Genomic DNA, 26,653 nt, shown 5'->3' with positions numbered 1-26,653 from the left:
TGGGGAGGGGTAATTCATGAATTACCCCTCCCCAATTTTTATAACATGACAGCTTACTGAAGTTTAACCGATCGCGATCGGTTAAACTTGAGCCTGTAGTTGCCATTGACGAGCTGATGACTCAATTTTACCACCTCGATTTACCCACCTTCTGGGCACCTGTAGACATCTCAAGTGCGGCATTTGTCGCGACTAATGCGGTAGTAATGGGGCATGTGTCGATCGAGTCGGGCGTAAGTATCTGGTATAGTGCCGTAGTTAGGGGCGATGTCGAACGGATCGAAATCGGTAAAAGTACCAACATTCAGGATGGGGCGATCTTGCATGGCGACCCCGGACAGCCGACAATATTAGAGAGTTATGTTACCGTCGGACATCGGGCTGTGATTCATTCGGCTTATATCGAAACAGGCTGTCTGATTGGAATTGGGGCAATTGTTTTAGACGGCGTGCGGGTTGGTGCGGGGAGTATTATCGGTGCGGGGTGCGTGGTGACAAAAAATGTTCCGCCGCGCTCTTTAATGGTGGGAGTTCCGGCAAAATGTCTGCGACAATTAGACGATACCGAAGTTGAGGGGCTAATTCTACACGCCCAAAAGTACGAGCGATTGGCTCTGGTACATGCGGGGAAGGGTAACGATTTAGGCTTTGACTCGCACCATTAAATTAATTTGTGTTGCAGTGCAAAAATCGCCGCTTGAGTGCGATCGCTGACATTTAACTTTTGTAAGATAGTATGAACGTGAACCCGGACGGTACCGGGTGTGATAAATAAAGCTTCAGCGATTTGTTGATTGGTTTTGCCGTTGGCAATCAGCGTCAAGACTTCTAATTCGCGCTTAGTCAACTGTAGCTGGTCTACAGGGCGATGTGCGCGATCGACTTGACCAATGGCATCAAAAATCTGAATGCTAGCCGTAGCATCCCACCACGTCGCACCTGTGGCAATCGATCTAATTGCCAATAGCAAGTTATTAGCATCGATGCCCTTGAGACAATAACCTCTAACACCCAGTTCTACTAATTTTACTACAAGATTTTTGTCTGGATGAGCAGTTAATATCAATACTGGTAAATTAGGCTGTAACTTGTGAATATGCCGACAAGTTTCCATTCCATCTAAACCAGGTAAAACCAGATCTAACACGACAACATCAAATGTCTCTCGTCTGACTAAATCGATTGCAGTCTCACCATTTGGTGCTTCTATGACTAGATCGATCGTGGGTTCCCGATCGAAAAAGGTTGCCAAACCCAACCGAAATAATTCGTCATCTTCAATTATTAGTAATTTTAATAGATCCGACATCAATTAACTTTTTAACTCGCCAGCAGCGATTTATTTAATAGTAAATGTATCATTATTTAATTTTTGCCTAGCAAGTTAAAACAAAACTTAGCACCTTGAGACAATACTTTTTTCGCCCAAATTTTACCATTGTTTGCTTCAATAACTTGACGTAATAAATGTAGCCTTAATTCTAATCTTTTTAATCGATCGCAATATTTATAAAATCGATCGATTGGCATGGTATTTCGGTTAAATTCATGCATTCAGATCTATCTAGAATTATATACCGACAACCGAACATATTTATACATCTTAAAAAATCGGGGTAAGTACGAAGTTATAGCTCGTACTAAAACAGGCGGATTATTGATATATATCCATTGATATATTTTTAATATAAACATGGTTTTATACCTTGTCAAACCAAATTAGAGTATTATAGGATGCGATCGATACTTCGCTTTTTAAATGTAATTATTATGGCTAGTGTATTTGATACACTTCTCAAATTTAAAGACATAGAAATTTTTGTAACTGCACTTCAAATCGCCGATCTCGATCGAACTTTAAATACTGCTGGTGAATTTACAATATTTGCACCAAATAATCGAGCATTTACTAGCTTGCCAAAATTGACACTACAAAAACTGTCGCAAAACAGTGATTTATTAACTAAGCTCTTGAGTATGCACATCATCCACGGCAAGCTCAAGCACGAAGACTTATTAAAAATGTACGATTCAGGCGAACGCAAAGTCGCTCGATCCTCAATTAATGGCATCCAATTGGAGATCGATCTAAATGATGGCATCAAGATTGGGGACTCTAGTATATTGTCAGTAGATGCCTCTGCCGATAATGGGATTATTTATCCAATCGATCGAGTAATAAGGAAGATGGGAGATGGGAGTTGGGAGTTGGGAGAGTAAGAAGTAAGGAGTTAGGAGTTAGGATAATTAAAAACAACCGTTGGGTGAAAAAACGATTGTGTTATTGTGCGGACTGCACGAGATATTTTAAGATTAGTTAACTAGAGATGCTTAACTCTTTGACTAAAATATAGGGCTGGAGAATCATTGCTTGAAATTTACGATCGGGATTTGCATTCCAGCGACTAAGAACTTCTGGTGATGGTTTTACTAATAGTTGTTCGCCGATCCAATGTTGTACTGATTGAGTATTATCGCTAGCAATCGCCATACCCACATCTAAAAGATCGAGTTCGGGAACGACTAAAATTACTGCATCTTTTTGGATGTGCGGCTTGAGCCACTCTAGTTCAGCTTCATCAATAAGTTCAGTTAATTGTTCCCGGAGATTTTCCATGTTATGTATGAGAATGAATGTGGGGAGTATGGGATGAGCTGGAACGCAGTTCCAAAACCTAAAACCTAAAATCTAAAACCTACCCAAATCGTGTAACTGGTTAATTTTCGTAGTACATAAAGCAGTGACTCGATCGAGTTCCGATCTTTTGGTATCGGTGGGTGGAGGAATTAATTCACCAATTCTAATCGTTACGGGAGTAGATTGGGGAAATTTTTTACCTTTTTGTTCGATCGAATCAGTCCCCCACAGACACACAGGTAAGAGGGGAACTTGGGCTTTTGCCGCAATTAGAGCCGCGCCTGGTTTAGGATCGACAACTTTGCCATCGGCTGTGCGGGTACCAGTTAGAAAAATTCCCACACCCCAACCATTCTCAAGATAATCTAAAGCCGATCGAATTGTCGCGCGATCGACTGCGCCGCGCTTAACTGGATACGCACCATACAATTTAATCGCATTTTTCAATACTGGCACTTCAAATAATTCGGCTTTTGCCATATATGCTACCGGACGCATTACAGCAGCCGACAATAGCGGCGGATCGAAGTTACTTCCATGATTGCTCACCACAATAAACCCGCCTGTTTTGGGTACATGCTCTTTTCCTACCACTTTCCCCTGAAGATATAAGTAAAAGAAGGGGTTGATAAATGGCTGCTTGAAAGCATGATAAAAGACCAGGTTGATAAATGGTTCGCGAGATCTGGACATGGGAAGGAGATGGGAGATGGGAGCTGGGAGCTGGGAGATGGGGGACGGGGGGACGGGGAGACTGGGGGACTGGGTTATATTAGTTCGAGATCTAAGTATAACAACCGTCAAGCGGCAACGGATATATACCCAAATTATTAAAAAAATCCGAGCAATTACTATTCTTACTCCTCACTCCTTACTCCTTACTCTCCCACCTCCCTACTCCTTGGTATTTCCCATCAAGTAGAGCAAAGCCATCCGAATTGCTACGCCGTTATTTACTTGTTCGGAAATCAGACTCAAGGCGGGATCGTCCATGAGATCGGAGGTAATTTCGACACCACGATTTGTCGGGCCGGGATGGAGAATTTTGACGTTTGGATGGCACAATTTTAGGCGTGCTCTAGTGATGCCATAATGTTGATGATACTCGCGCAAACTCGGTAATAAATGGTCTGTCATCCGCTCTTGCTGGAGTCGTAATGTCATCACAAAATCGGCATTTTGGAGCGCGGGTTCGATCTGCCAATGTACTGCTAAATTGGATTTATCGATCCCGACTCTTGGCTCTTGGCAATAGTCGGCAAATTCGGCGGGGAGGAGGGTTGGTGGGGCGCACAGATGTACTTGGGCACCGCTAGCTGTGAGACTCCAGATATTCGATCGAGCTACGCGCGAATGTAAAATATCGCCAACGATCGCAATTTTTTTATCTTTAAGTAATGATAACCGGGGATCGACGGGATCGATCGTCGCGCAAATAGTTAGTAGATCTAATAACGCCTGCGAAGGATGTTCGTGTTGTCCGTCGCCAGCATTTAAAATGCCTACTTTCACTCCCATTGTATCTAGTGCCGTGGCGATCGCGTGCGGCACTCCGGCTTGTTTGTGACGAATTACCATTAAGTCTGCACCCATCGCCAAATAGGTTTTGGCAGTATCGAGAATGGTTTCGCCTTTGGTGAGTGAAGAAGTCGCTGCGGCAAAGTTAAGGGTATCGGCGGAGAGGCGTTTGGCGGCTAATTCAAAACTACTGCGGGTGCGAGTGGAAGATTCAAAGAACAGATTGGCAACTACGCGCCCCTGCAAGGTGGGTACTTTCTTAACGGGACGCGATAGCACTTCTTTGAAGCTAGCGGCAGTCTGGAGGACGGTATCGTACTCTGTGGGGGTAAAGTCTGCTAGCGATAGAATATGTCGGCGCGTCCAGGTCATTTTAGGGAATAATAGGGGGATAGAGTAAACTAATAAACGTCATTATGGTTTCCGACATCGAGTAGCACGATCGACTCAGACTCGGTGGTGAGATCTTTCTGGATTGAAAAGAGTACTCGGCAGTCATAGCCACAGGTACAGGCATAAATTCCATCTAGACTGCCGCTTAACTTATGAGTGCCCAAATTTGTGGCAAACACTTTTTCCTGCATCTGTTCGAGGGTTTTTTGCACCCTTTCCCGCAATTGGGCATCCCGCCTGGTAAACTTCCGCAATGCTCTCTCGAATCTTGGGGTTGGAATCAATTCTCTCATGCATCTGAGTCATCTATTTGACTGTCTAATTGACTCATGATTTCCGCCACCGATTTCGCTCGAAGTTTCCCAGAGCGTACATCTAAATTCGCTTGTCGTGCATATTCGGCTAGTTCCGATCTGCCAATTTCAGATTTGTGGTTTTGGATCGCTGTTACTAAAGCTTCTTGCTCTTCACGCGGCAGTTCTAGAGCAGCTTCCAATACTTGTGCTAGTGTAGTCATAAAGTTAATTCAGTTCGATCTGGTTACAGTTGTTGCGAGTAATCCGATCTGAGTCAGGCTAAATTTAGCTTACCAATTTTTGGTGTTCCGATCGATCTCCATTACTTCTATAGGTGCAAAACATTACTCCCGATCGTAATTAAAGATAGAAACAGAATAAATCCGATCGTATCTAGTAATGTTGTTACCAATGGCCCACTAATTAGAGCCGGATCTAACTCTAGCCGTTTGAACCCCATCGGTAATAATGTCCCTAATGTCACGGCAATGACGGTATTTGTTGCCATCACAATTCCGGCCACCACTGCCACCCAGCGTTCGCTCGGCGGTGTCCAAATCAGTGCGAGGAGAATCATCGTCAAACCAAGACCGATCGCCGTTCCTAAGCCTGCTAGCACCTCTTTACCCAGAATTTCGAGGGTATCGCCAGGAGTGACTTCACCGACACCGAGAGAACGAATGGTGACAGTCAAAGCTTGAGTGCCGACTGCGCCGCCAGTATTAGAGAACAGCGGCATAATCACAGCCAGTACTGGCACCTTAGAAATCGTATCTTGAAAGGGGGCGATCGAACTAGAGGCACCGATATATAGTGCCATAATTCCTAGCAACCAGGGCAGACGGTTTTGTAATTTACTCCAAGGCGGTGATAGGGAAGAATCTTCACCGCTACCCACACCAGCGAGTTTTTGGATGTCTTCGGTGGCTTCTTCTTGTAAAATATCGACAACATCATCGATCGTGATAATCCCGACTAAGCGATCTTCACGATCGACTACAGGTACTGCAATTAAGTCATACCGCTGCATTTGCCGCGCGACATCTTCTTGAGACGTTTCGGTATAAACTTTAATTACCCGATCGCTGGCAATATCTTTAATCGGCGTATCGGGGAGGGTGAATACTAGTTGCCGTAGCGATACCACTTGCATTAATTTGCGGCTATCGTCGGTAACATAGGCATAATATACCGTCTCCTTGTCGCGATCGCTTTGTTTCATTTTTGCCAGAGCTTCGCCGACTGTCAAACCTTGCCGCAGCCGCACGTATTCCGTCGTCATCACCCGTCCCGCCGTGCCTTCAGGATAGCCGATAATTGTCGATGTTGCCGTCCGTTCTTCGGAACTCAGTTGCGGTAATAACCGTTTGACTACTCCCGCAGGTAGCTCGTCAAATAATGCTACCCGATCGTCGGGACGCATGGCTTCAATAATCTGACACACTTGAGTATTGTGGAGTGCTTCGATTAACTCTTCTTGAATCTCGGTGGGTAGATATTCAAAGACATTGATGGCGCGATCCTTATACAATAATCTAAAAGCGATCGCCCGTCGCTCTTTGGGCAATTCGCTAATATAGTCGCCGACATCTACCCCCGGTAGATGATTTAGTTCTGACTTGAGTTGATTTAAGTCAGTAATTTCCGATAACTCGATCGCACCTTCTCTACTCAGCATGACACCTCCTAGCCCCCTCTGCGCTGGGAGACTAGCTCGTCAGATTCTAGAGAAGGTTGTTAATTTAAAGCAAATGGACTATAGTCCACGACGTACATAAGACTTAATACCGATATTTTTAATAAAAATTTAACATCGATATCTCTATCGTAGCTCTTGATGCATCGAGATTGCAATCTTAAATTGGGGGGGAGATGGGAGTGGGGAGATGGGAGATGGGAGATGGGAGTGGATAGTGAATAGTGGATAGTGGATAGGGGATAGTAGATAGTGGATAAGGTTTAGAAGTAATAGCGCATATTACTCCGTACTCCTTACTTCTTACTTCTTACTTCTTACTCCCATCTCCCAACTCCCCGCTCCCCGCTCCCACCTCCCATCTCCCCACTCCCATCTCCCATCCCTGATGTCTGAGCCGATCGAAATTACTACCCATACCATCCTCCGCGCTCTGTTGCGACATCAGCCTGAGATTGTTGACTGGAACCATTATTTAACAATGGCGAGGTTGGTGGCGAGATCGTTACGAATGTCGCAATCGTCACTACTTCAAGTCGGGATTGCTACTCATCGATCGATCGGGAAGTATCGACTTAGTTATTTAATTCCGGCTTTACTCTGGCACGAACCCGTTACGATTGTCATTTCCGACGCATTCCAAGAGCGGTTAATTGGTAACGAAATTCCGCAAATTCAGAATTGGTTGGGCACATCTAAACCCATTTATCGTGGTGTAATTGCGCCCGATTCAAAATTTACCGGGTTGTGGATTGTCGATCCGCAATCGTGGCTAGATCTGCACTTACATCATCCCGATGAGATTGCGAATTATCCGACAATTATCGACGGTGCGGATGACTTAGAAAATTGGGTGCAAGCATTACTCACGCACAAAATTTATCCTCAAGATTGGGATAAATTGCGAACTAGTCAACCGCAAACCATCTGGGCAGAAATCGCTCGGATCGAAATTCAGTTGATGGAGAATTTATGGCAACGTCCGTTCAATCCTTATAATTGTTATTTATTAGATGCCAGCGATCGATCTCTAGTCGAATCATTAACTAAACTAGCTAAATCTAATTTACCAACAAATTGGCAACAATTCGAGCGAGAATTATCGGCATCATCCGAGCGATTGGTATGGGCAGAGATCGATCGCACTCGCGGCACATTTACACTAGCAATTACCCCTACCGATTTGGTTGCTAGGTTAGCACCGATCTGGAACCGTCAACCAGCAATTTTAATTACTAGTGCTGTCGATCTTCGAGCCAACGCGATCGGCTATCGTCAAGAATTAGGCTTGGGAGAAATCGCCTCGGTAAAATTTCCACTCGATCGCCAAAAAGATCTGTTTAAACTCTACATCCCTCGCTGGATGCCGATGCCAAATACTAGTAAGTTTCAGCCAGTATTAGTCGATGAGATTCAGCATTTATTATATTCGATCGCCGCGAATCCTCAATTTGTCGTAATTTTAATCAAAGATACCCCGCTTAAAGCCCAATTAGCAGCTACTTTAGCCGCCGAATGGGGTACTAGAGTCCAAGTCGATCGCACCGACCTTAATGAGGCAAATATCCTCGTCTGTGGCTGGGAATTTTGGCAACAACATCAAGACGATTTACCGACACCGCAATTGATGATAATTGCGACGCTACCGATTCCCTCGCTTGAAGACCCTTTAGTTGCCGCGAAGGTCGGTTTTTACAAGCAGCAAAAGCAAGATTGGTTTCGCTTATATTTATTACCCACAGGTTTGCGAATTTTACATCGCGCGATCGCCCCCATGCGATCGTCTCAAGGAATAGTTGCCATCTTTGATAATCGGATCGATCGCCGCACTTATGGCAAACAAGTACTAGCCTCACTCGCTCCAAATATCCGCATCAATTATGCCGATTTAAATCGACTAAGTTTTGATGGAAAAGTGAATAGTGGATAGTGAATAGTTGAAAACATCTTACATTACTCCTTACTCCTTACTCCTTACTCCTCAATCGCACCCAAGCATTTTAGCGTGGAGATCGAGCCATCGGTCAATCCAGTTACACCCGCAACATTCATCCCTTCATAGGGTCGATCGATTCTCAATGTGTTTACCCGCGATCCAGTTGCCACATCCCACAGCGCGATCGTGGTATCGGCACTACCGCTGGCTAAAATCGATCCACGATCGATCCAGACGATCGATCGCACCCAATGAGTATGTCCCGCAAGGACACTCAGCGGCTGAGTATCGGTAACGCGCCACAGACAGACAGATCCATTGGCATCGGCAGTGGCAACTTGGGTACCATCGGTGCTGAAAGCGACCGAAAACGCCGTCCCAAAGGGTTGGGTAAAACTGGACTGGATGAAATGGGCATTGGCAAAACTGACCTGATGGAGGGTCGCTTGTTGGAGACAGGCATGACGAATCGTGAGCTGGGAAAAATCCCAGCCAGTGAGATCGATCTGTAAATAATTGCCAAAGTTAATCAGATTCCCCGCGCCATAACCAGCAAATTTTGATTCGGTGCTACGTAACTCTGTTAGCACTTTCAGCATTTGCTGTTGTAAAGATTCACTCGCACCAAACATCCGCCGCAACTCTGCCCCGATCGGATCTAAAATCGATCTAGTTTGGGACGCTCGGACGTAATCTTTGACGGTCGTTTTAATTAATGCGTACTGAAGAAACCAGTCTAATTTTAATGTCTGAAATTCTTGACTGACGCGCTCGATCGCCATTTCGGTAATATATTCCATCACGACTGGCTGGAGCGTATAACAACCCGATTTACTCTCGATCGAACTCCGCCAACTCAGCGATTCTAATGCTTCTAATAACTTACCCCTACCAACCGCAGGTAAAATATCTTCATACAGTTCGGCAACCGTCGTCCATTTGCGGTTAATTGCTAACCAAAACATTATGCTTTGTTCTAACTCAGAAAGTCGATTGAATTGGTTGTCTAACAATCGCCGCACGCCATTAAATACCAATTTCTCTTCAGTCAAAAATTGACCGATATCCCCATCGAAAAAGTCGCGAATCGACGTAGCGACAATCTTAACCGCTAGCGGACTATTGCCATAAAGATCGCCCAAAACTTGTTGTCGATCGAGCGTCCCAAATGCGCCTTTAGCTTGTAATAAAGCTTGGGTAGCCTCGATCGAACCGCCTAGCACGAACGATCGCACCTGCAAACTTTCACCTGCATACATCGCTACTTCCGCAGGTTTTTCGCGACTGGTTAAGATGATACAACTTTGATGATTTGATTCGGCGATCGATCGCAGTAATTCGCCATATTCTTCATAACTATCTCGAAATTGTCCCGCACAACTGCCACCTTGAAATAGGGTTTCGAGATTGTCTAAAATTACCAGACAGCGAGAATTTTGCAAGTGATGAATCAGGCGCGGGAGTGTATTGTGGGTATCTTGTTGGGTAGAGAGAAACGGGATGAGATCGGCAAGTAATGTCTCTAATGGTGGCGCGTTGCGGAGCGATCGCCAGATAATAAATTCAAAATTGGGAATTAATGTTTGCGCCAACTTCACCGCTAGAGCCGTTTTGCCAATCCCACCCATCCCTAAAATCGCCACGAGCCGACAACCATCGATATTAATCCAGCTCGTCAAATTTGCTAACTCGATCTGAATACGATCGACAACCCCTCGATTACCCATCTTGCGACGGCAGGACTAAAACATCTATGTATCTGCTCCAAAAATATCGCTCTGCTCAGATTTTACTCGGCTCAATCGCATCATCTGTATTATTTTTGCAGATCGCCGCTCAAGCTGCAATTTTTAACTTTACAGGCTCGATCGATACCTTCAACGTGACAACTACTGGAGTCTATCAGATCGATGCTTTTCGGCAGAGCCAGGTGAAATATTAATTCATTTTGGACAAGGGCATGACAGTAAATATGGAGAAGAAACTATAGCAGCGACACCGAAGAATGGAGTCAACATAATGGACAGCGGTGCGCGCTCGTCGGGTTCCCCGACGTAAAAAGCGCAACAAGACGAGGATTTTGCAAGCTGGAAAGAATCAAGGATCTAATACAAGATAAAGAGCGATACTTTGTCTTGAGAATAAAGAACGATATGAGTTTACAGATACAAGAGAATAGTAAGTTTTTAGTAGGAACAGGAGCAAAAAAAGTAGAGTGCAGAATTGTCAACTATAGTGATTTGGAAGAAAGAACTGAATTCAGACTAGCAACCAACTTACCAGAGACAGAAGAATTTGCAGTAAGCAATGAAGAAATTGGAAGCTGGTTTTCAATTAGATCGCCAAACTTCCTATTACATTCCCTTTCATGCAGCGATTTCCGTACCCGCCAATCTCGAAGAAATCGAACGCATCGGGATGAGATTTGGATGGCAAGTATTCCCCTGCAATCGCGATGGCTTATTTGATGTGGTGGAATTTTGGGTCGAAAATCGGTTGATGCTGGAATTACTAACTCCCGCAATGACCATTACATATCTAGAATGTTTCAGCCCCGAAAATTTACCCGCATTAATCAAGCAATTTTCCGCGCTCGAATCCCAGAATTAATCTTGTCGATCGTACTTTAACCCCCCGATTTCCATTTTTCTGCTCCAAGACAGTTAGCTTGCAGATTTTCAGCAGATCCGGTCATCTGTTGCTTCCTTCAAAATGCTTGATATCTTGAATCGGCTTAACTTTTTTACGATCGCGGCGACATTAGTTTTGATTCAGTTTCCACCAATTCAGACTGTCAATATACCAACTAATCTGGCTCCGATACTACCGATGGGTATTGTCACGATCTCGATGTTGCATTGTCGATCGACAAGGTGGTTGGTGGCTGCTGTCCTTAAAGTTGAGTAACTGGTAAAGCTCTCTTTAATTCTAATAACATTTTGGATTTTGGAGCGAACTCCTCATACCCCCTGGTGGTTGAGCGGAGCCGTTGGCGATAGCCTGCCGTAGGCACAACCACACCCCACACTCCCCTATTCCCTATTCACACGATCGACCTGGGGTTGAAAGTCCCTCACACCAAAATATACCAACACATTCGTAGGTAAAAACATGAAAGTAAATTTACTCAGTAAATTAGCAATTGTTTCGGCAACGATCTCAATCCGAGCTTTACTGCTGCTAATTCGGTCTTAAATGGCATCAACGCTCTACCCAACCAACGCACGGGTGGCGAAGGCGCAGTAACAGGTCAAGAAGTGCAATTTACCGTTACTTACAATAATGCCTTCTCTTTACCCGCCGATAGTTATTTCTTCGTCCCGCAAGTCGCTGTAGATGGTGGTGATTTTCTCTGGCTTTCAGCCGCCAAACCGTCTCCTGGCACACCTTTTACCCCAGACTTACAAAGTTGGATTCGCAACGACGGTCTCGAACCAGACTGGCTGCGAATCGGCACAGATATCGTCGGCGGTGCCCCCGCACCGACATTTAATGCCTCTTTTTCGTTGAGCGGCGAAACAGTTGCCGCAGTGCCCGAACCTGCCGATTTTGTAGGTGCATTAGTCGGTGGTGGAGCGGTAATTTTATTAAAGCGTAAATATAGCAACCGCTAAATTTAGTCGATCGCGATCGCTGCTATATTTTTACTGTTTTATTAGTAGATATATCGGCGATCGTTAAATATAAAAGTCCACTCAATATAGCCGCAAAAAAGCACCAAACCGATACCATTGTGGCGTGAAAGAAAAGTTGACTGACTGCAAAAGAGATAACGATCGCACCGCTAAATAATTTTAAAGCAGAGCTGTGGGCGATCGCAAATGGCAGCACGATTATTGCCAAATACAGATACTTGCTAACTTCATACCCAGGAATAAACTTGAGATCGTAAAATAAATTACCAGAGAAAGTCGCTGGTTTCACACCATGCAGCATAATCCAACCAAATAAATAAAGCCCTAATAATAATCCTCCGATCGCCAGTCCTAATAATATGCTTTTTTTACGAGCATCTGTTTCTAAGTAGTAAATCGACAGCGGACTTAATACCAGCCATAGCAAAGTAGCAAACAATAAGAATCCATAAGTACCGATATTATCCACCTGACTGAAATAACTATTACTCTGACCCAGCCAAACAAAGCCTTCTAAAGTTTGCTGAAGCGCAAACAAACATGGAAATGAAGCTAGTAGTAGCTGATTTTTAGAAGTTGTTTGTCGAATGGTGCCGATCCCTAATAATGATAAACCTGTGGCGGCACTGAAACTAACGATCGCTGAAAAACACATATTTTACTGTAAGTTGGTTAAGATCTTAACTACTCTTTAATCTGGTTAGATGGTGGCAAACTAGTACCATCTAAATGCTTCAAACCCCAAGCCGCCATTACCTTCAAAACTGGGCGCAGACTTTTACCCTCTGCTGTTAATTGATAATTCATTCGGCGTGAATGGTTGCTGTAAGGCTGTTTTTCTACCAAGCCTAATTCTTCTAATAATTTGAGCCGATTTGCCAGAATATTTGTCGAGATGCCTTCTGGCGATTCCAAAAATTCCTCGAACCGCTGCTTATCCGAAAACATCATGTCACGAATTATCAACAGCGTCCATCGATCGCCAATTAAATCTAGAGTACAGGAAATAGGACAAGGCGAACGTCTGGGAGGTGTCATTAAAAGGGGACTGGTGAGATTTATAGGGTTGCTTGCATTTTACAAGCTATTTCTGTTAATGTTGATTTTGGCTGGCAATTTAAAAGTTAGAATATGAGTGCGATCGACAACGGTAAACCATTGGAAGTAGAACTTCACCTACCAGTCAAAACCTATGATATCGACTTTGCCGGGATTGTCAGCAACATTGTTTATGTGCGGTGGCTCGAAGATCTGCGGCTCGAAATGCTGAGTGGTTTTTGGCCACTCGAAGAGCAACTTCAGAATGGAATCGCCCCAATTGTGCTGCAAACAAATATCGATTACAAGCAGTCAATTCAAATGTCCGATCGACCGATTGGTAGAATGTGGATCGCATCGCTGGCTGCATTACGCTGGAGCGTTGGTGCCGAAATTTCGATCGCAGGTAAAACATCGGCAATCGCCCAACAAATGGGCATTTTTATCAATTTAGCAACTAAAAAGCCAATTCGCATTCCCGATCGATTACAGCAACATTATCACGAATCTTTATCGCGATCGAACTCTTGAATCAAAAATTAATCGTCACTTATACCCCTTCAAATTTGCCCATCGCGCCAAGTCGAATTGTAATTAACTCCACATCTGTCAACGCTTGATGTGCCCCTTGTTTGGTGTCTTTTGGAATAGTCCAAAAACAGCCTGCTTCGCACACCCGATCGCCAGTTTTCAGGCTACCAGAAACGACAAATACATATTCATCAGCAGGATGAGTATGGACGGGAATAATCGTCCCTTGCTTCATTTTTAAGCGGTGAATCGAGCCTTGCGGTACGGGTTCGGCTAGCACGCTCCAACTCGTACCGGGAAATATTGGTAAATCTGTAAATTCTTGAGTAGATCGATCCTGAAAAATTTGAGTCATTGTGTCGATTTCCTCATTTTAAGTATAAGTAAAAGTTTAACGCAAAACTACGATTTAGCCGCGATTGCCGTGCGTTTTCCTAACGCTACACAACCGATGACAGCGGCGGCAAAACCGATAGTAGAAATCGATAAATGCTCTCCGAGCAGAATCGCCGATGCCGATATTGTCAAAAATGGCTGAATTAGCTGAAGTTGACCGATCCTGGCGATGCCGCCGATAGCCAGCCCCCGATACCAGGCAAAAAACCCCAGAAACATACTAAAAACGCTCACATATAAAAAGCCCCAGATCGCGTTGGGCGGGATTGCGGCAAAATTAGCGGGTAAATGCTGCCAGACGATGGGCAGTAGTCCGGGTGCCGATAGCAGCAGCGACCAGCAGATGACTTGCCAAGAGCTAAAGGTACGCGCTAATACCGCCCCTTCTGCATACCCCAAACCAGCCGCTCCCACGGCTCCTAGTAGTGCCAGATCTGCCGATCGAATCGAGCCGCCGCCAGAGAATAGCGCGAAGCAAACAATCAGCGCACTGCCCAAACTGGCAAAAATCCAAAACTGAAGCGAGGGGCGTTCCCCAGCGCGCCACACGCCACATAGAGCCGTCGCTAGGGGTAATAAGCCTGTAATTACCGCCCCATGAGAGGCTGGGGCATCTTGCATGGCGATCGCCGAGAGCAGCGGAAACCCAATAACAACGCCAGCCGCCACGATCGCAAATCTGGGTAAAAATCTCATGGGGGGCAGCTTTTGGCGGGTCACAACTAGTAGAATTAACGCTAATCCAGCAGCGACAATCGCCCGACCCAAACCGACAAACACCGAGTCGAATCCAGTCAGTGCAATTCGGGTAGCTGGTAAAGTAACGCTAAATGTTAGGATGCCCAAGAGTCCATAGACAAAACCCATTAATTCTGGTTGCGATCGGGAATTTAGATTCATGAATGCCTGCTGAAAAATGAATAAAGTGTTACAGTTTTTGTGCAGTCGATCGACATTTTCCTTACCTTATGCCTCCCCAACGCATCGCACCGCAAGCGGGTCAAGAATCAGTCTGGGACTACCCGCGACCCCCACGCCTAGAGCCAGTTAGCAAGCAGATTAAGATTGTTTTTGAAGGTCGCGCTATTGCCGATACAACTGCTGGTTATCGCGTTTTAGAAACCAGTCACCCGCCCGTTTATTATTTGCCACCAGCAGATATTGACATGTCGCATTTACAGGCAACCACGCGCGGCTCGTTCTGTGAATGGAAAGGAAATGCACTTTACTACCACCTTATCGTAAGCGATCGCCGCATCGAAAATGCAGCATGGGCTTATCCCAACCCCACCGAAAAATTTCGCCCGATCGCGGGCTATTTGGCTTTCTACGCCCAGTTAATGGATGCTTGTTACGTCGATGGCGAATTAGTCACACCCCAACCAGGCGGCTTCTACGGCGGTTGGATTACCCAAGATATTATCGGCCCATTTAAAGGTACTCCCGGTAGCTGGGGGTGGTAAGGAGTAAGGAGTAAGGAGTAAGGAGTAAGAAGTATTTTTAATCCAAAATACTTCTTACTCCCAGTCTCCCAGTCTCCCAGTCCCCCAGTCCCCTCTCCCATCTCCGAACTCCCATCTCCCATCTCTTATGAAAAAACTATCGAAATCGACAAAGATGGGCTTATTGGCTCTGCTGGGTGTGGGTGCGATCGTGGGGACTTATCGGTTGGGAGCTAAATTGGGATATATAGTGCCAATTTCCTTGTGGGGTCAATTTTTATGCGAATCTTGTCAACAAGAAACTGCATATCATCAGCCGCCAAATGGCAATATATTAATAGCAGCCGATCGACCGTTGGTTAAAATATTAGGCGATCGTGTAGATAAATCGAGAATTTCGATCTCGATCGAAAAATCTAAATATCGGCTGACTATTTATCAAGATCGTAAGCCGATTAAATCTTATCCGATCGTTTTAGGCACGACTCCTCAAGGTGATAAATTTAGTGAAGGCGATCGACGTACGCCCGAAGGAATCTTGTATCTTAGAGATCTTTACCCACATCCTCAATGGTCGAAATTTTTGTGGTTAGATTATCCTAATGCGCGATCGTGGCACAAACATTTTGCAGCCAAACGCAATGGTGATATTCCTTGGTATGTACCGATCGGTAATGATGTTGGCATTCATGGCGTACCTGCAAATAGCGACAAATTAATCGACAGCCGCACAAATTGGACATGGGGATGCATCTCGCTCAAAACCGCCGATATCGACGAAATCTACGCAGTTTCTCGCTCTGGTACTCTCGTCGAAATTTTTCCCTAATGAACAGCCGCTACTCCCTATCCCTAGCATGTGTATGCACGGCTGGACTTCGTTTCGAGCGGTAGATCCCCCCTAGCCCCCCTTTTGAAGGGGGGCACCGGATCCGGAAGTCCCCCTTCAAAAGGGGGATTTAGGGGGATCTCTAGGGTTTTCGCTGTTTCCCAGAGATATGCATATACAGTAGACACCCCCACACTCCCCCATCTCATGAATAAGCTGCAAATTCCGCAACGCTACGTTAGAATCAGTAAATACCTATCCAAACACTTGCGCCATCAGCCAGAACGCTTGGGCTTGGAACTATTACCAGGTGGATGGGTCGAAGTAGATAAGCTGCTAGCAGCAGCATCGGCACATGGATTTGAGATTACGCTAGCTGATTTACAACAAGTAGTTGCGACTAATGATAAACAACGTTTTGCTTTTAACGATCGCGGCGATCTGATTCGCGCTAACCAAGGGCATTCTGTAGATATAGACCTACAGCTTACCTCCCAAACACCTCCAGCGATGCTTTATCATGGCACTCATGTCAAAGCCGTAGACGCAATTTTGACAGCAGGATTGCAAAAAATGTCTCGCCATCACGTTCATCTCACCACAGATCTCCACATGGCGGCTAAAGTCGGTGGTAGGCGGGGTGAAAGTGTCATCTTTACAGTCGATGGGATGGCGATGGTTGCCGATGGTTACAGCTTTTATTGCACGGAAAATGATGTGTGGTTGGTCGATGCGGTGCCACCACAATACCTCGAAAAATTAATAACATGACTAGTCAGCAGCGTTAGGTTCGCGCTGACAGCAAATTTTAGGACGGAACATAAATATGGGATATGGAGATTTCAACCAGAATAATAGTGCCCAGAATAAAGGGTTATTAGCAGCAGGCTGGCGACCGCTGAATCGAGATTTAGATGTCGGCTTTTTTGCGAATATTGTTGCTAATGACACCTGGAACTTGACCAAACGCGGTGTCGATTTCTTGAGCGATGTTGCCGATGCTCTGAGCCGCAAACAATACTCATGGTGGGCAAATATTCTGAATGTATTTTCCGATAGCGTTCAGTACGAATTTAACGAACTCTGGAACTATATTACTCCAGATCCCGCCGCACCCGATCGCCGTCATAAAGATGTCATCGTCGCGCAAACGCCGATCGTCCAATTTGTCAGCCGTGATAGCATTCCGATCGAATATGTATTAAATCGATTGGAAGAAATTACTGTTAAAAATATTTTAGAGATTTTAGGCACACCCGATCTGATTACTCAATACTATTGGGAGCGGTATTTTTACTATCCAACCGATCGATTCACGAGTTGGGAACGGTTGGAAGTATTGGGCTATGTGTCGGCATATTGGAAAGAATACGATATTTGGGTGCAAGTCGAAACCTATGAAAAAGGCAAACGCCAATATACAATTTCTGCCAAAGATTTAGCACCCTTAATTAGTAAAGCCACCTACGACCTAGCCGTGATTTTAAGTGGCTATAAAAGTCGCGTAGGTAAAATCAATAGCGATTACCCCATTCGATCGTTCCCAGCCGAAATTCAGAGCTTTACCGATCGCGTTCAGCAAGCGATCCTCGAAGAAAGACAGGTAGCTGTTTTGGTAAATGGCGAACCAGGTACGGGTAAAACTGTCTGGACTCAAGCTCTTGCTAAAGAGGTCTTGATGCCATTGGGTTATGTAATTTTTATTCTCGATCACGATGCGGTCGAAAATTTCGTACCGCCGAGCTATTTAGAGCGCATCTGCCTAATTATTAATGAAGCTGATAATTTAGCCAAAAATCGCGCGTTAGAATCGGCTCAAGATAATAGTAAAACCGAACACATTCTCGGTCTGCTAGACGGGACACTTTATCAAAGCGTTATCGATGAATCGGGAATTCATCTTCAACAAAAATTAGTGGTATTAATGACCTGCAATACTACCGATCGCATGGATCCGGCTCTACTCCGCAAAGGACGAATCGATTTCACCTATGAATTCGTCCATAAATTCGTCTAAATATCTGGTGAAGATGTTGGGTTTTGCTCCTTACTCCCATCTCCCATCTCCCATCTCTAAATTGAATAATCGATCGGGAAAGATTTGGCTGCTTTAGGCTTGACAAATACCTGCTGTTGGGGTTCTAATTGCAGTTCGGCAAAGCGTTCTTTAGTCAGATGTGCGACGATCGTTTGACCGTCGGCTAAGGCTAATTCGGCTTGAATTTCCGAGCCGAGATGCACGACTCGATCGACATTGGCGGCGACAGTGGTGGTATTTGCGGTGGTTTCGATCGCGATATCTTGAGGGCGCAGAAACATTTTGGGTGCGGTGGTGGCAAAACCATTTTGGTGGAAGATATTTAAGCTGCTGGGTAAGATATTGACTGGGCCGAGAAAACTCATCACAAATGCATTTGCCGGATGGTCGTAAATCTCGGCAGGCGTGCCGATTTGTTCGATTTTTCCTTGATTCATAATGACGATTTTATCGGCGACTGCCATTGCATCCGATCGATCGTGGGTGACAAATACTGTCGTAACGCGCGTGCGATCGTGAAGTTGGCGCAACCACGCGCGTAAATCTTTTCGCACCTTGGCATCGAGCGCGCCGAAGGGTTCGTCGAGTAAGAGTACTTGCGGATCGATAGCTAAGGCTCTGGCTAGAGCTACCCGCTGGCGTTGTCCCCCAGAAATTTGCGCGGGATAACGATCGCCTAAACCGTTAAGCTGAATTAAATCGAGCAGTTCGGCGACTTTAGTGGCAATTTTGGCAGCAGAGATCGCTCGAATCTCCATGCCGAAAGCGATATTTTGCCGGATGGTGAGATGTTTGAATAAGGCGTAATGCTGGAAGACAAAGCCGATATTTCGCTTGGCAACGCTCTGGTGGGTGGCATCTTGCCCCCCCAACCACAATCGCCCGCGATCGGGTGTTTCTAGCCCTGCAATCAGTCTGAGCAGGGTCGATTTACCACAACCTGAGGGGCCGAGTAATGCAATTAGGGCACCAGGGGCGATTTCTAAATTCACCCGATCGACAGCTTGGAAGCTCCCAAAGGATTTGGAAATGTTTTCTAAGGCAATACCCACAATTTTTCTCGACCTACAGGTAATTGTTGGCATCGATTTAACGTATCTTAGCACCGCTCGATTACTTCCGGTACGCTCTGCGAATGGTTGTCGATCGGGAATTTTTGCTATACTAGTAAAGCAACACTAATTCTTATGTACTAATAATTATGTCAGATCTCGATCGCGGCATCATGAAATTTAAAGGAGCCGATACTCCAGTAGCGATCGCGATCTCTTCGACGATCGTCTTAGGTGGCATCGTTTTCTTAGTCATCTGGGCACTGCAACACGCTTACGCTGTCTAATTCTAAATCTACTTGTGCGACTCTAGAACTCGATCTAGCTACAGCGTAGATCTTTACCCCACCCCAGCCCTCCCCTTATAAAGCGGCTCGCTCTGCGGAGGTTTCCTCCGCATAGAAGCGAGACAAGACAGGGGAGGGAGCCGGATAAGCCCCCCCTGCAAGGTTGCGCTTACACTGTTAACTGGGCGGGAGACCCGTCCAGTGGGGAACCCGAACAGTGCGCGCATCCGCGCATATTCGGGGGGGTTAGGGGGGTAACACCATCTCAGCCTAAGTCTAGCCCACACGATCTGTGGGGTACCCGCAGATTTTTAGCTATTACTAATTTCTCACTACAGGTGCGCGATGTAAGTCACGTACTAAAGTTTGCTGTCAAATGCCAATCCATCTATTACCTATCGATGTAATTCACACGATCGCAGCAGGAGAAGTAATTGACTCGCTGGGGGCGGTAGTACGGGAATTATGTGAAAATGCGATCGATGCTGATGCGTCGAGAATTACGGTATCGCTGTTTCCCGATCGGTGGCGGATTCGGGTAGCTGATAATGGCATCGGGATTGGGCTTGCGGATTTACAACAGGCGGCGACGGCGCACAGTACGAGCAAAATTGACGATCGTGAGGATTTATTTCAGATTACGAGTTTGGGCTTTCGCGGCGAGGCGTTACACAGTCTGGCGCAACTTGCTAATCTCGAAATCTACAGTCGTCCCCGCGATAGTTGCGATGGTTGGCATTTAGTTTACAACCATCAGGGCGAAGTAATCCAACAGCGGGAAGTGGCGATCGCACCCGGTACGGCGATCGATGTGGTAGATTTATTTGGTGAATGGGCGGCTCGGCGCGAAGGTTTGCCAAATCTTAATTGTCAATTGCGCCAAGTGCAGAACATTATCTATCATCTGGCTCTGTGTCATCCCCACATCGGTTGGACGATTCAGCAACAACATCGTCCGTGGTTTCAGATTATTGGTAGTAAAACGCCCCAGCAAATTATTCCTCAATTACTGCCAAAAATTCGGGTTGACGATCTTCAGCATGTCGAAATTGAGATGCGATCGGATGTACTTAAACTGGCTCTAGAAGAACTGTATGCTGGTAAATACGATGGTGTAATGAAACCACCAGACGGAGATGCACACATTCAGTTGACCTTAGGATTGCCCGATCGATGTCATCGCCATCGGCTAGACTGGGTAAAAGTCGCTGTCAACGGGCGGATCGTCCGATCGCCAGAATTAGAACAAACGATCGTCAGCCGTATGGCGCGTACTTTACCCCGCGATCGTTATCCCGTCTGTTTTCTTCACCTACAAATCCCCCCCCACTACATCGACTGGAATCGGCATCCCGCCAAAGTCGAAATCTATCTCCAACACGTCGAATATTGGCAATCGCAGGTAGCTGTAGCGATCGATCGAGCGTTGAATTTACAAGCCGATGAGTTAGAGCAAAGCACTCACACCAGCCGGATCGGTAAATTACTCGCAGTCGCCGAACAGCAAGGAGCTTACCATATTCCGCAGCGATCGATTATTAACGACGGCGACGGTTTGGGCTTACTCGAACTCCGCGCTGTCGGACAAGTTCTCAATACCTATATTGTCGCCGAACATGCCGATGGATTGTGGTTAGTCGAACAACACATCGCTCACGAGCGGGTGTTATACGAGCAAATAAGTAGTGCTTGGCAACTTTTACCTCTAGAACCGCCGATCGTTCTCTCCCACCTGTCAGAGCGGCAAATAGAGCAGTTACAGCAGATTTCGATTGCGATCGATCCGTTTGGGGAAGGTTTATGGGCGATTCGCACTGCTCCCGCACCCCTATTAATGCGCGAAGATATTGCAGCGGCAATTACCGAACTCAGCTTGGGCGGAGACTTGCAGGCGGCGCAAGTAGCTGTAGCCTGTCGCTGCGCGATTCGGAATGGTACGCCCTTGAGTTTACCAGAAATGCAGAGTTTACTCGATCGCTGGCAACGTACTCGCAATCCCCGCACCTGTCCGCATGGTAGACCGATTTACCTCTCATTTAAAGAAAGCAGTCTCGCACGATCGTTCCGTCGTCATTGGGTGATTGGCAAAAGTCACGGTATTTAGAATGAGTAAGAAGTAAGGAGTAAGGAGTAAGAAGTGTGGGAGTAAGGATCTGTAGGTTGGGTTGAGAGAAGCGAAACCCAACACAACCTGAACCGACAAATAGCTGGGATGTTATTTCCACGCAAGTCCCTAAGTACTATCCACTCAAACACCAGTAACTATCCTTTGATGCAAGACGCAAGATTACGCTTCGCTCTCGACTACTCAATCCTCATAAATTCGATCGATCTCTACGGTAAAATTCACACTCTGGAGTTCGATCGTAGCTCCAGATTCATACCCACTAACATCCCAGCTACCCAGAGCGTTCCGCTGATATACATCCAACCCAATCTTATCGGTACTAACTAAGACATATTGTTCTAAAGTAGCCACTTGACGATATAGTGAAAACTTTTCACCTCGTTCGTACACCTCAGATGTCGGCGATACTACTTCGACAATCAGGCAAGGATGGGTAATAAAATTATTAGCACTACGATCTCGAACATTGCTACTAACGCTCAGATCTGGATAACAGAACGCATTAGACTCTAATATTTGCACCTTAACCTGAGAATTAAATACCCGACACACGGTACATTGCAAACGTGCTTGCAGGAGATCGTAAAAGTTCGCGGCAATTCGATCGTGAAGCGTCCGTGCGGAATCTTGCCGATCGCTATTCATCGCCAAGATCCGACCATCCAAGAACTCGTAACGCAACTCTTGTTGTGCCTCCCACTCCAGATATTCTCCTGGGGTGAGCTGCGGAAAATGTTCGTTTGCAGAGATTGTCAAGATTGAATCTATCTGTCAAGGTCTTACACACAAGTATACCACAAATCGCATTTTGCAAGAGATAAGGAGTACAGGAGCAAAGACTGGCTGTGACTGTCTATCCATCTTTTGATAGAAGGTTTACCACAACCTAAATGCTAATCTGATCCTAAAGGTTTACCATTACAGTTTTGAAAACTTTAACCTTCGATCGCGATTTATTTAATGAATATTTACAGGAGATCTACAATGCAGAAAATATTTGATTCGATCGAGCAACTAGCTGCTAAAAGCTTATGGGCATTTGCACTCGCTAGTTTAATCTTAATGACAAATTTAATTTCACCCCAGCCCGGATTTGCGGCACCTCCAGTCAAACAGGAATCGCCACCAGTAATTCAACTATTTGAAAAAACAAATCCGGCAGCAACCAGAGCGGAAGTGTACGACGAAGTTGCTAAACTTAACAAAAATCCGAAAGCACTAATCGCGGCTGAAAATAAAGAAGAGCAAGCTGAAGAAAAAGCCTACGCACAGGAACAAGAAGCTGTCGAAAATGCTGCTGGCAAATAGAATGCCACCGAGATCGGTTATAGTTTCTCGCTCCACGCCAAGATTGCCCGATTGACGACTTCGGGATACTCATCGTGGGGACAGTGCCCAGCATTGGGGATTGAAACCACCTCGATGGGTTTCCCGGTGGCGGCGAGTTCTTGATAGACTTTGGCACCTTTTATCGGTGTCCACGGGTCATTTTCACCCCAGAGGACGAGCAATGGTTTGGTGAGCTGGGGCAATAACGACTCTGGTGTCGGCCCTGAGGGAGCGGTGAGAATTGAGGCGAAAACTTGCTGTGCGCCCGGATCGCAAGCAGGTTGATAGATGATATCGATTAGTTCGTCGGTGACGGCTTCCCGGCGCGGATAGACCTGATACAGGCTCTTGCGGATATTGGCTTTCTGACGGACTCGATCGAATAATAACTTACCAAATGCTGGTGATGCGACGATGTTCGTAAATATTGCCATCACGTTCCGCAACAAAAAGTTTAATTCATCGGGGCGATGATTCAAGCCCCCCGCACAATTAATTAACACGCCACCCGCACTAATTTCGGGATGATGCACCACTAACATCAAACTTAGCAGCGCGCCGATCGAATTACCCACAAATACCGTCGGTCGGTTAATATATTTGTGCCAGAAGTCTACAACTAATTCTTCCCATAGCTCCATACTGTAATCGATCGGGGCTTTATCTGAGCCGCCAAATCCTAACAAATCGATCGCATATACCTGATATCCACCCTCAGCCAGCACGGGAATATTCTTGCGCCAATGATCGATCGAAGCACCAAAACCATGAATTAATAATAATGGTTGACCTGCCCCGGCGATCGTATATTTAATCTGGTGTCCGCGCCAGTTCCAGGTGAGTTTCGCGGTACTACGGATCGAGATCGGCGATGGTATGGCGGTCATGAATGATGTGATGGTAACGCTATACCTTCGATCTTAGTCAAAAATTTTGCAGAAAGAAAGGTGTGGTTTCAATCTTGGTATAATTTCAATAGACAGCCTACAACTTGCTTATGACATATCATTGGAAATTAGCAACCGGACATCAACTTTCGATCGATAATGAAGGCGCGCAAACAGTCGTCTCAATCTCGTTCGATAACGGCGGACGGCAACAGCGCACCAGTAATAGTTTTACTACCGGAATCTGGCTCTCGCCACCAGAAATAACCTTCGATCCGACAGGTGCAATTGTGACAATTACCACCACGAGTGGCGAATCAATCGTCAAAATCGATGGTAATGATATCCAAATGCGTGGCGATGTTCGGAACGATAATCGCAGCTACAGTCAATCTGTGAGTACCAGTTCTAGCTCTACATCTAATGTCGAACCGATCGTCCCACCTGGGAATATAAATGTCAATCCCACCGAACCAGTCAGTCACCGCAAGTTTTGTACCGAATGCGGTACATCTGTCAAGCCAACCGATAAATTCTGTGCGAGTTGCGGGCAGAAATTAGGCTAACGGCAGCAGATTTGGATGGTTGGATTGCGAGGATCGACCCAACCATCCAAATACTATTTAATCCCCAATTCTTAGCGAAGTCGGGGCTATTTTATTCGATCGGATAAGATTAAAAGAAACCGCGTAAATTTTGCTTGTAAGTACTGGCATTTAAACCATCGGTACGATTCTTATAAGCAGCGGGAATCATCTTTTGAAGATTGGCAACACGCTCGGTTACCGCCGGGTGAGAACTGAGAAATTCTGGAGCCGAATTACCCCCAATCAACTTCTTCATAAATTCAGGCATCGCCGTCGGTGCGTACCCAGTTTGGATCATATTCGTCAAACCGCGTCGATCGGCATCATATTCATCTTGACGACTATTGGGCAGCGTCAGAGCCAATTGTACCCCCATCTGGACGATCGTATCTCGATCGAGTCCAGCCAAAGAAGTCAGACCTTGAGTAATGGCGGCTTGTTTGATATGTTGGAGTGAATGACGACCTGTAATGTGTCCGATCTCGTGCCCGATTACGCCAGCTAACTGGGCTTCATTATCGGCAGCTTTAACCAAACCAGTATTGACGTACACAAATCCTCCCATCGTCGCAAATGCGTTGATGCTGTTATCTTCGACGACTTGGAAAGTGTATTTAATATTCGGTCTAGCACTAGTTCTGGCTAGGCGTTGACCGATTTGGTTGACATAATTATTGACGACTGGGTTCTGCGAAAGTCTCACCTTCTCGCTGAGAATAGCGCGATTTGTCTCTGCACCGAGACTAGCTTCCTGAGCATCAGAAACATTAGACAACTGCACGATTTGGGCACCCTGAATCAAGATTTGCATCCAGTCAGCCGCTCGTCCGACTTGTGGCTGTCCGATGGTAATAATCGCGACTGTCAGCGCACCGATACATGCATAAAACCACCGTCGTTGCAACCACTGACGGAGTAAAGTTATTCTAGCGAACATAAATATTTGACCAAATTTAGTGATGTGTTTCGGAGCGACGATCGTTAACTTCAATAAGTCTAACGACTAGCATTAATGCTGACACGATTTTGCTAATTTTTGTTGCACTAGATCGGGAAGATTTCCGACAGATTGAGTTGATGAATTGGCACAAAAGAGTCAGTTACAGGTATGGTAGAGGCACCGACGAGCGTTGAAATTTGCGTCAACATCGCAAATTTCCCCCATAGTAATCTCACAATGCCATTTCTGTCGATCGAGCCACTAGTGTAAGATGTCAGTAAACAGACTAGGACTTACTTAAATTTACCAGCCACCAGATCGAGTTCCCTAAAACCTAAAACCTAAAACCTACCCCCTATACCCAATCCCCTATCCCCAAATTATGTCCCCACTGTGGAAATATGTATCCCCAGGGATTCCCGACGAATTATTCGAGCGATTGCCAGGAATTCCCATGAGTCAGCGCGAGATTAGATTGTTGCTAATTTCTGCCTTGAGATTGGAAGCAAATTCGGTCGTGTGGGATATTGGTGCCGGGACGGGGACAATTCCGGTAGAAATTGGGTTACTATGCCCACAAGGACAAATTGTCGCGATCGAGCGTGATGAAGAAGTAGCCAATCTGATTCAACTCAACTGCGATCGATTTGGAGTGAAAAATGTCCAAATCGTTATTGGCAGTGCGCCGCAATGTCTCAAACAAATTACCACACCACCCCAACGCGCCTGCATTGAAGGTGGTAGAGGCATCAAACCGATCTTGCAACAAGTTTGGGCACACTTACCTATTACAGGCAGAATCGTCGTCACCGCCGCCAGCCTCGAAGCTCTCTATGAAATATCGGAAAGTTTTACCCAACTCCACGCCCGCAATGTCGAAGTCGTTCAAGCCGCCGTCAATCGGCTCGAAACCAGAGGCAATACTCGCCGACTAGCCGCCGTCGATCCTCTGTTTATTCTCAGCGCAGAAAAGTTAGCTTAGATATTGACTTTCGCACACTCACACTTTATTTACCCATTTATCTACCCAGAAATGCCATTACCTCGCGTCATTAGT

35 protein-coding genes are annotated in these 26,653 nt (G+C 45.8%); 17 read left to right on the top strand and 18 right to left on the bottom strand.

Going from position 1 to position 26,653, the window contains the following annotated elements; translation table 11 throughout:
• Positions 1 to 116: 116 nt before the first annotated feature.
• Positions 117 to 665 carry a gamma carbonic anhydrase family protein gene (locus Q0R35_RS09175; protein WP_295616528.1) on the top strand — a complete coding sequence of 183 codons (549 nt, stop codon included), beginning with the start codon at positions 117 to 119 and terminating at the stop codon, positions 663 to 665.
• Here Q0R35_RS09175 and Q0R35_RS09170 read toward each other — a convergent pair.
• On the bottom strand, positions 662 to 1,312 hold the full coding sequence (locus Q0R35_RS09170; protein ID WP_366944852.1) for a response regulator transcription factor: 651 nt from the start codon (positions 1,310 to 1,312) through the stop codon (positions 662 to 664). The genes Q0R35_RS09175 and Q0R35_RS09170 overlap by 4 nt on opposite strands.
• 53 nt (positions 1,313 to 1,365) lie before the next feature.
• The gene (locus Q0R35_RS09165; protein WP_295616522.1) at positions 1,366 to 1,554 is read right to left on the bottom strand and encodes a hypothetical protein; all 189 of its coding nucleotides are present in this window, start codon (positions 1,552 to 1,554) and stop codon (positions 1,366 to 1,368) included.
• A 216-nt stretch (positions 1,555 to 1,770) separates the two neighbouring features.
• On the opposite strand from Q0R35_RS09165, the gene Q0R35_RS09160 reads away from it, so the two are divergent.
• Positions 1,771 to 2,220 (top strand): fasciclin domain-containing protein, encoded by a 450-nt coding sequence (locus tag Q0R35_RS09160; RefSeq protein ID WP_295616519.1) that lies wholly within the window; start codon positions 1,771 to 1,773, stop codon positions 2,218 to 2,220.
• A 97-nt stretch (positions 2,221 to 2,317) separates the two neighbouring features.
• Here Q0R35_RS09160 and Q0R35_RS09155 read toward each other — a convergent pair whose 3' ends face one another.
• The 6 genes from Q0R35_RS09155 to mgtE form a co-directional block, all read right to left on the bottom strand.
• Entirely contained in the window at positions 2,318 to 2,617 is a 300-nt protein-coding gene (locus Q0R35_RS09155; RefSeq protein WP_295616516.1) for a DUF2288 domain-containing protein, read from the bottom strand.
• A gap of 72 nt (positions 2,618 to 2,689) precedes the next feature.
• Positions 2,690 to 3,331 carry a 1-acyl-sn-glycerol-3-phosphate acyltransferase gene (locus tag Q0R35_RS09150; protein WP_295616512.1) on the bottom strand — a complete coding sequence of 214 codons (642 nt, stop codon included), beginning with the start codon at positions 3,329 to 3,331 and terminating at the stop codon, positions 2,690 to 2,692.
• 201 nt (positions 3,332 to 3,532) lie between these two features.
• Positions 3,533 to 4,528 (bottom strand): aspartate carbamoyltransferase catalytic subunit, encoded by a 996-nt coding sequence (locus Q0R35_RS09145; protein ID WP_295616509.1) that lies wholly within the window; start codon positions 4,526 to 4,528, stop codon positions 3,533 to 3,535.
• A gap of 29 nt (positions 4,529 to 4,557) precedes the next feature.
• Positions 4,558 to 4,842 (bottom strand): type II toxin-antitoxin system YafQ family toxin, encoded by a 285-nt coding sequence (locus Q0R35_RS09140; RefSeq protein WP_295616505.1) that lies wholly within the window; start codon positions 4,840 to 4,842, stop codon positions 4,558 to 4,560.
• A complete protein-coding gene (locus Q0R35_RS09135; RefSeq protein WP_295616501.1) occupies positions 4,839 to 5,066 on the bottom strand; it encodes a hypothetical protein in 228 nt (75 codons plus the stop codon). The genes Q0R35_RS09140 and Q0R35_RS09135 overlap by 4 nt, the downstream gene beginning before the upstream one ends.
• A 107-nt stretch (positions 5,067 to 5,173) precedes the next feature.
• Positions 5,174 to 6,523, bottom strand: a complete 1,350-nt coding sequence (gene mgtE, locus Q0R35_RS09130; RefSeq protein ID WP_295616497.1) for a magnesium transporter — start codon at positions 6,521 to 6,523, stop codon at positions 5,174 to 5,176.
• 406 nt (positions 6,524 to 6,929) lie between these two features.
• On the opposite strand from mgtE, the gene Q0R35_RS09125 reads away from it, so the two are divergent.
• Positions 6,930 to 8,471 (top strand): helicase C-terminal domain-containing protein, encoded by a 1,542-nt coding sequence (locus tag Q0R35_RS09125; protein WP_295616494.1) that lies wholly within the window; start codon positions 6,930 to 6,932, stop codon positions 8,469 to 8,471.
• A gap of 44 nt (positions 8,472 to 8,515) precedes the next feature.
• On the opposite strand, the gene Q0R35_RS09120 is transcribed toward Q0R35_RS09125, so the two are convergent.
• On the bottom strand, positions 8,516 to 10,204 hold the full coding sequence (locus Q0R35_RS09120) for an NB-ARC domain-containing protein (protein ID WP_295616490.1): 1,689 nt from the start codon (positions 10,202 to 10,204) through the stop codon (positions 8,516 to 8,518).
• A 26-nt stretch (positions 10,205 to 10,230) separates the two neighbouring features.
• Between Q0R35_RS09120 and Q0R35_RS09115 the strand changes: the two genes are divergently transcribed.
• The 4 genes from Q0R35_RS09115 to Q0R35_RS09100 all read left to right on the top strand — a co-directional run bounded on the left by Q0R35_RS09115 (position 10,231) and on the right by Q0R35_RS09100 (position 12,091).
• Positions 10,231 to 10,419: a hypothetical protein gene (locus tag Q0R35_RS09115; protein ID WP_295616487.1), complete on the top strand. Its 189-nt coding sequence runs from the start codon at positions 10,231 to 10,233 to the stop codon at positions 10,417 to 10,419.
• A 365-nt stretch (positions 10,420 to 10,784) separates the two neighbouring features.
• Entirely contained in the window at positions 10,785 to 11,087 is a 303-nt protein-coding gene (locus tag Q0R35_RS09110) for a hypothetical protein (protein WP_295616484.1), read from the top strand.
• A 102-nt stretch (positions 11,088 to 11,189) separates the two neighbouring features.
• Positions 11,190 to 11,384 carry a hypothetical protein gene (locus Q0R35_RS09105; protein WP_295616481.1) on the top strand — a complete coding sequence of 65 codons (195 nt, stop codon included), beginning with the start codon at positions 11,190 to 11,192 and terminating at the stop codon, positions 11,382 to 11,384.
• Between the two features lie 350 nt (positions 11,385 to 11,734).
• Positions 11,735 to 12,091, top strand: coding sequence for a hypothetical protein (locus tag Q0R35_RS09100; protein ID WP_295616479.1), 357 nt, complete (start codon positions 11,735 to 11,737; stop codon positions 12,089 to 12,091).
• 22 nt (positions 12,092 to 12,113) lie between these two features.
• Here Q0R35_RS09100 and Q0R35_RS09095 read toward each other — a convergent pair whose 3' ends face one another.
• Together Q0R35_RS09095 and Q0R35_RS09090 are read right to left on the bottom strand one after the other, a co-directional pair.
• Positions 12,114 to 12,767 carry a DUF6629 family protein gene (locus Q0R35_RS09095; protein WP_295616476.1) on the bottom strand — a complete coding sequence of 218 codons (654 nt, stop codon included), beginning with the start codon at positions 12,765 to 12,767 and terminating at the stop codon, positions 12,114 to 12,116.
• Positions 12,768 to 12,796: 29 nt separating this feature from the next.
• Positions 12,797 to 13,150: a helix-turn-helix domain-containing protein gene (locus Q0R35_RS09090; protein WP_295616474.1), complete on the bottom strand. Its 354-nt coding sequence runs from the start codon at positions 13,148 to 13,150 to the stop codon at positions 12,797 to 12,799.
• Between the two features lie 93 nt (positions 13,151 to 13,243).
• Here Q0R35_RS09090 and Q0R35_RS09085 point away from each other — a divergent pair, with 93 nt between their 5' ends.
• Positions 13,244 to 13,681, top strand: a complete 438-nt coding sequence (locus tag Q0R35_RS09085) for a thioesterase family protein (protein ID WP_295616471.1) — start codon at positions 13,244 to 13,246, stop codon at positions 13,679 to 13,681.
• Positions 13,682 to 13,700: 19 nt separating this feature from the next.
• Here Q0R35_RS09085 and Q0R35_RS09080 read toward each other — a convergent pair whose 3' ends face one another.
• The gene (locus tag Q0R35_RS09080) at positions 13,701 to 14,036 is read right to left on the bottom strand and encodes a hypothetical protein (protein ID WP_295616468.1); all 336 of its coding nucleotides are present in this window, start codon (positions 14,034 to 14,036) and stop codon (positions 13,701 to 13,703) included.
• A gap of 47 nt (positions 14,037 to 14,083) precedes the next feature.
• Positions 14,084 to 14,977 carry a DMT family transporter gene (locus Q0R35_RS09075; protein ID WP_295616466.1) on the bottom strand — a complete coding sequence of 298 codons (894 nt, stop codon included), beginning with the start codon at positions 14,975 to 14,977 and terminating at the stop codon, positions 14,084 to 14,086.
• 68 nt (positions 14,978 to 15,045) lie between these two features.
• On the opposite strand from Q0R35_RS09075, the gene Q0R35_RS09070 reads away from it, so the two are divergent.
• The 4 genes from Q0R35_RS09070 to Q0R35_RS09055 all read left to right on the top strand — a co-directional run bounded on the left by Q0R35_RS09070 (position 15,046) and on the right by Q0R35_RS09055 (position 18,365).
• Positions 15,046 to 15,540, top strand: coding sequence for a DUF427 domain-containing protein (locus Q0R35_RS09070; RefSeq protein WP_295616463.1), 495 nt, complete (start codon positions 15,046 to 15,048; stop codon positions 15,538 to 15,540).
• Between the two features lie 127 nt (positions 15,541 to 15,667).
• On the top strand, positions 15,668 to 16,348 hold the full coding sequence (locus tag Q0R35_RS09065; RefSeq protein ID WP_295616459.1) for a L,D-transpeptidase: 681 nt from the start codon (positions 15,668 to 15,670) through the stop codon (positions 16,346 to 16,348).
• A gap of 207 nt (positions 16,349 to 16,555) precedes the next feature.
• Positions 16,556 to 17,119 carry an RNA 2'-phosphotransferase gene (locus Q0R35_RS09060; protein WP_295616457.1) on the top strand — a complete coding sequence of 188 codons (564 nt, stop codon included), beginning with the start codon at positions 16,556 to 16,558 and terminating at the stop codon, positions 17,117 to 17,119.
• Positions 17,120 to 17,174: 55 nt separating this feature from the next.
• On the top strand, positions 17,175 to 18,365 hold the full coding sequence (locus Q0R35_RS09055; protein ID WP_295616454.1) for an AAA family ATPase: 1,191 nt from the start codon (positions 17,175 to 17,177) through the stop codon (positions 18,363 to 18,365).
• 56 nt (positions 18,366 to 18,421) lie between these two features.
• Here the strand turns inward: Q0R35_RS09055 and Q0R35_RS09050 are convergent, their stop codons facing one another.
• Entirely contained in the window at positions 18,422 to 19,438 is a 1,017-nt protein-coding gene (locus Q0R35_RS09050; RefSeq protein ID WP_295616532.1) for a TOBE-like domain-containing protein, read from the bottom strand.
• A 149-nt stretch (positions 19,439 to 19,587) separates the two neighbouring features.
• Between Q0R35_RS09050 and Q0R35_RS09045 the strand changes: the two genes are divergently transcribed.
• Entirely contained in the window at positions 19,588 to 19,725 is a 138-nt protein-coding gene (locus tag Q0R35_RS09045; protein ID WP_295616451.1) for a hypothetical protein, read from the top strand.
• A gap of 376 nt (positions 19,726 to 20,101) precedes the next feature.
• Positions 20,102 to 21,829 (top strand): DNA mismatch repair endonuclease MutL, encoded by a 1,728-nt coding sequence (mutL, locus tag Q0R35_RS09040; protein WP_295616448.1) that lies wholly within the window; start codon positions 20,102 to 20,104, stop codon positions 21,827 to 21,829.
• 204 nt (positions 21,830 to 22,033) lie between these two features.
• On the opposite strand, the gene Q0R35_RS09035 is transcribed toward mutL, so the two are convergent.
• Entirely contained in the window at positions 22,034 to 22,609 is a 576-nt protein-coding gene (locus Q0R35_RS09035) for a Uma2 family endonuclease (protein WP_295616445.1), read from the bottom strand.
• 228 nt (positions 22,610 to 22,837) lie between these two features.
• On the opposite strand from Q0R35_RS09035, the gene Q0R35_RS09030 reads away from it, so the two are divergent.
• On the top strand, positions 22,838 to 23,161 hold the full coding sequence (locus Q0R35_RS09030) for a hypothetical protein (RefSeq protein WP_295616442.1): 324 nt from the start codon (positions 22,838 to 22,840) through the stop codon (positions 23,159 to 23,161).
• A gap of 17 nt (positions 23,162 to 23,178) precedes the next feature.
• Here the strand turns inward: Q0R35_RS09030 and Q0R35_RS09025 are convergent, their stop codons facing one another.
• A complete protein-coding gene (locus tag Q0R35_RS09025) occupies positions 23,179 to 24,069 on the bottom strand; it encodes an alpha/beta fold hydrolase (protein ID WP_295616439.1) in 891 nt (296 codons plus the stop codon).
• A 110-nt stretch (positions 24,070 to 24,179) separates the two neighbouring features.
• On the opposite strand from Q0R35_RS09025, the gene Q0R35_RS09020 reads away from it, so the two are divergent.
• A complete protein-coding gene (locus Q0R35_RS09020) occupies positions 24,180 to 24,635 on the top strand; it encodes a zinc-ribbon domain-containing protein (protein WP_295616436.1) in 456 nt (151 codons plus the stop codon).
• A gap of 109 nt (positions 24,636 to 24,744) precedes the next feature.
• On the opposite strand, the gene Q0R35_RS09015 is transcribed toward Q0R35_RS09020, so the two are convergent.
• Positions 24,745 to 25,593: a M48 family metallopeptidase gene (locus Q0R35_RS09015; RefSeq protein WP_295616432.1), complete on the bottom strand. Its 849-nt coding sequence runs from the start codon at positions 25,591 to 25,593 to the stop codon at positions 24,745 to 24,747.
• A 107-nt stretch (positions 25,594 to 25,700) separates the two neighbouring features.
• A complete protein-coding gene (locus tag Q0R35_RS09010) occupies positions 25,701 to 25,832 on the bottom strand; it encodes a hypothetical protein (protein ID WP_295616429.1) in 132 nt (43 codons plus the stop codon).
• A 143-nt stretch (positions 25,833 to 25,975) separates the two neighbouring features.
• Here Q0R35_RS09010 and cbiT point away from each other — a divergent pair, with 143 nt between their 5' ends.
• On the top strand, positions 25,976 to 26,578 hold the full coding sequence (gene cbiT / locus Q0R35_RS09005) for a precorrin-6Y C5,15-methyltransferase subunit CbiT (protein ID WP_366944853.1): 603 nt from the start codon (positions 25,976 to 25,978) through the stop codon (positions 26,576 to 26,578).
• The last annotated feature ends 75 nt before the right edge of the window (positions 26,579 to 26,653 follow it).

Source organism: Chamaesiphon sp. GL140_3_metabinner_50, assembly GCF_025361915.1.
In the GTDB taxonomy this organism is placed as follows: Bacteria; Cyanobacteriota; Cyanobacteriia; order Cyanobacteriales; family Chamaesiphonaceae; genus Chamaesiphon.
Note: the sequence above shows the minus strand (reverse complement) of the source record. Positions and strands in the feature narration are given on the sequence as shown.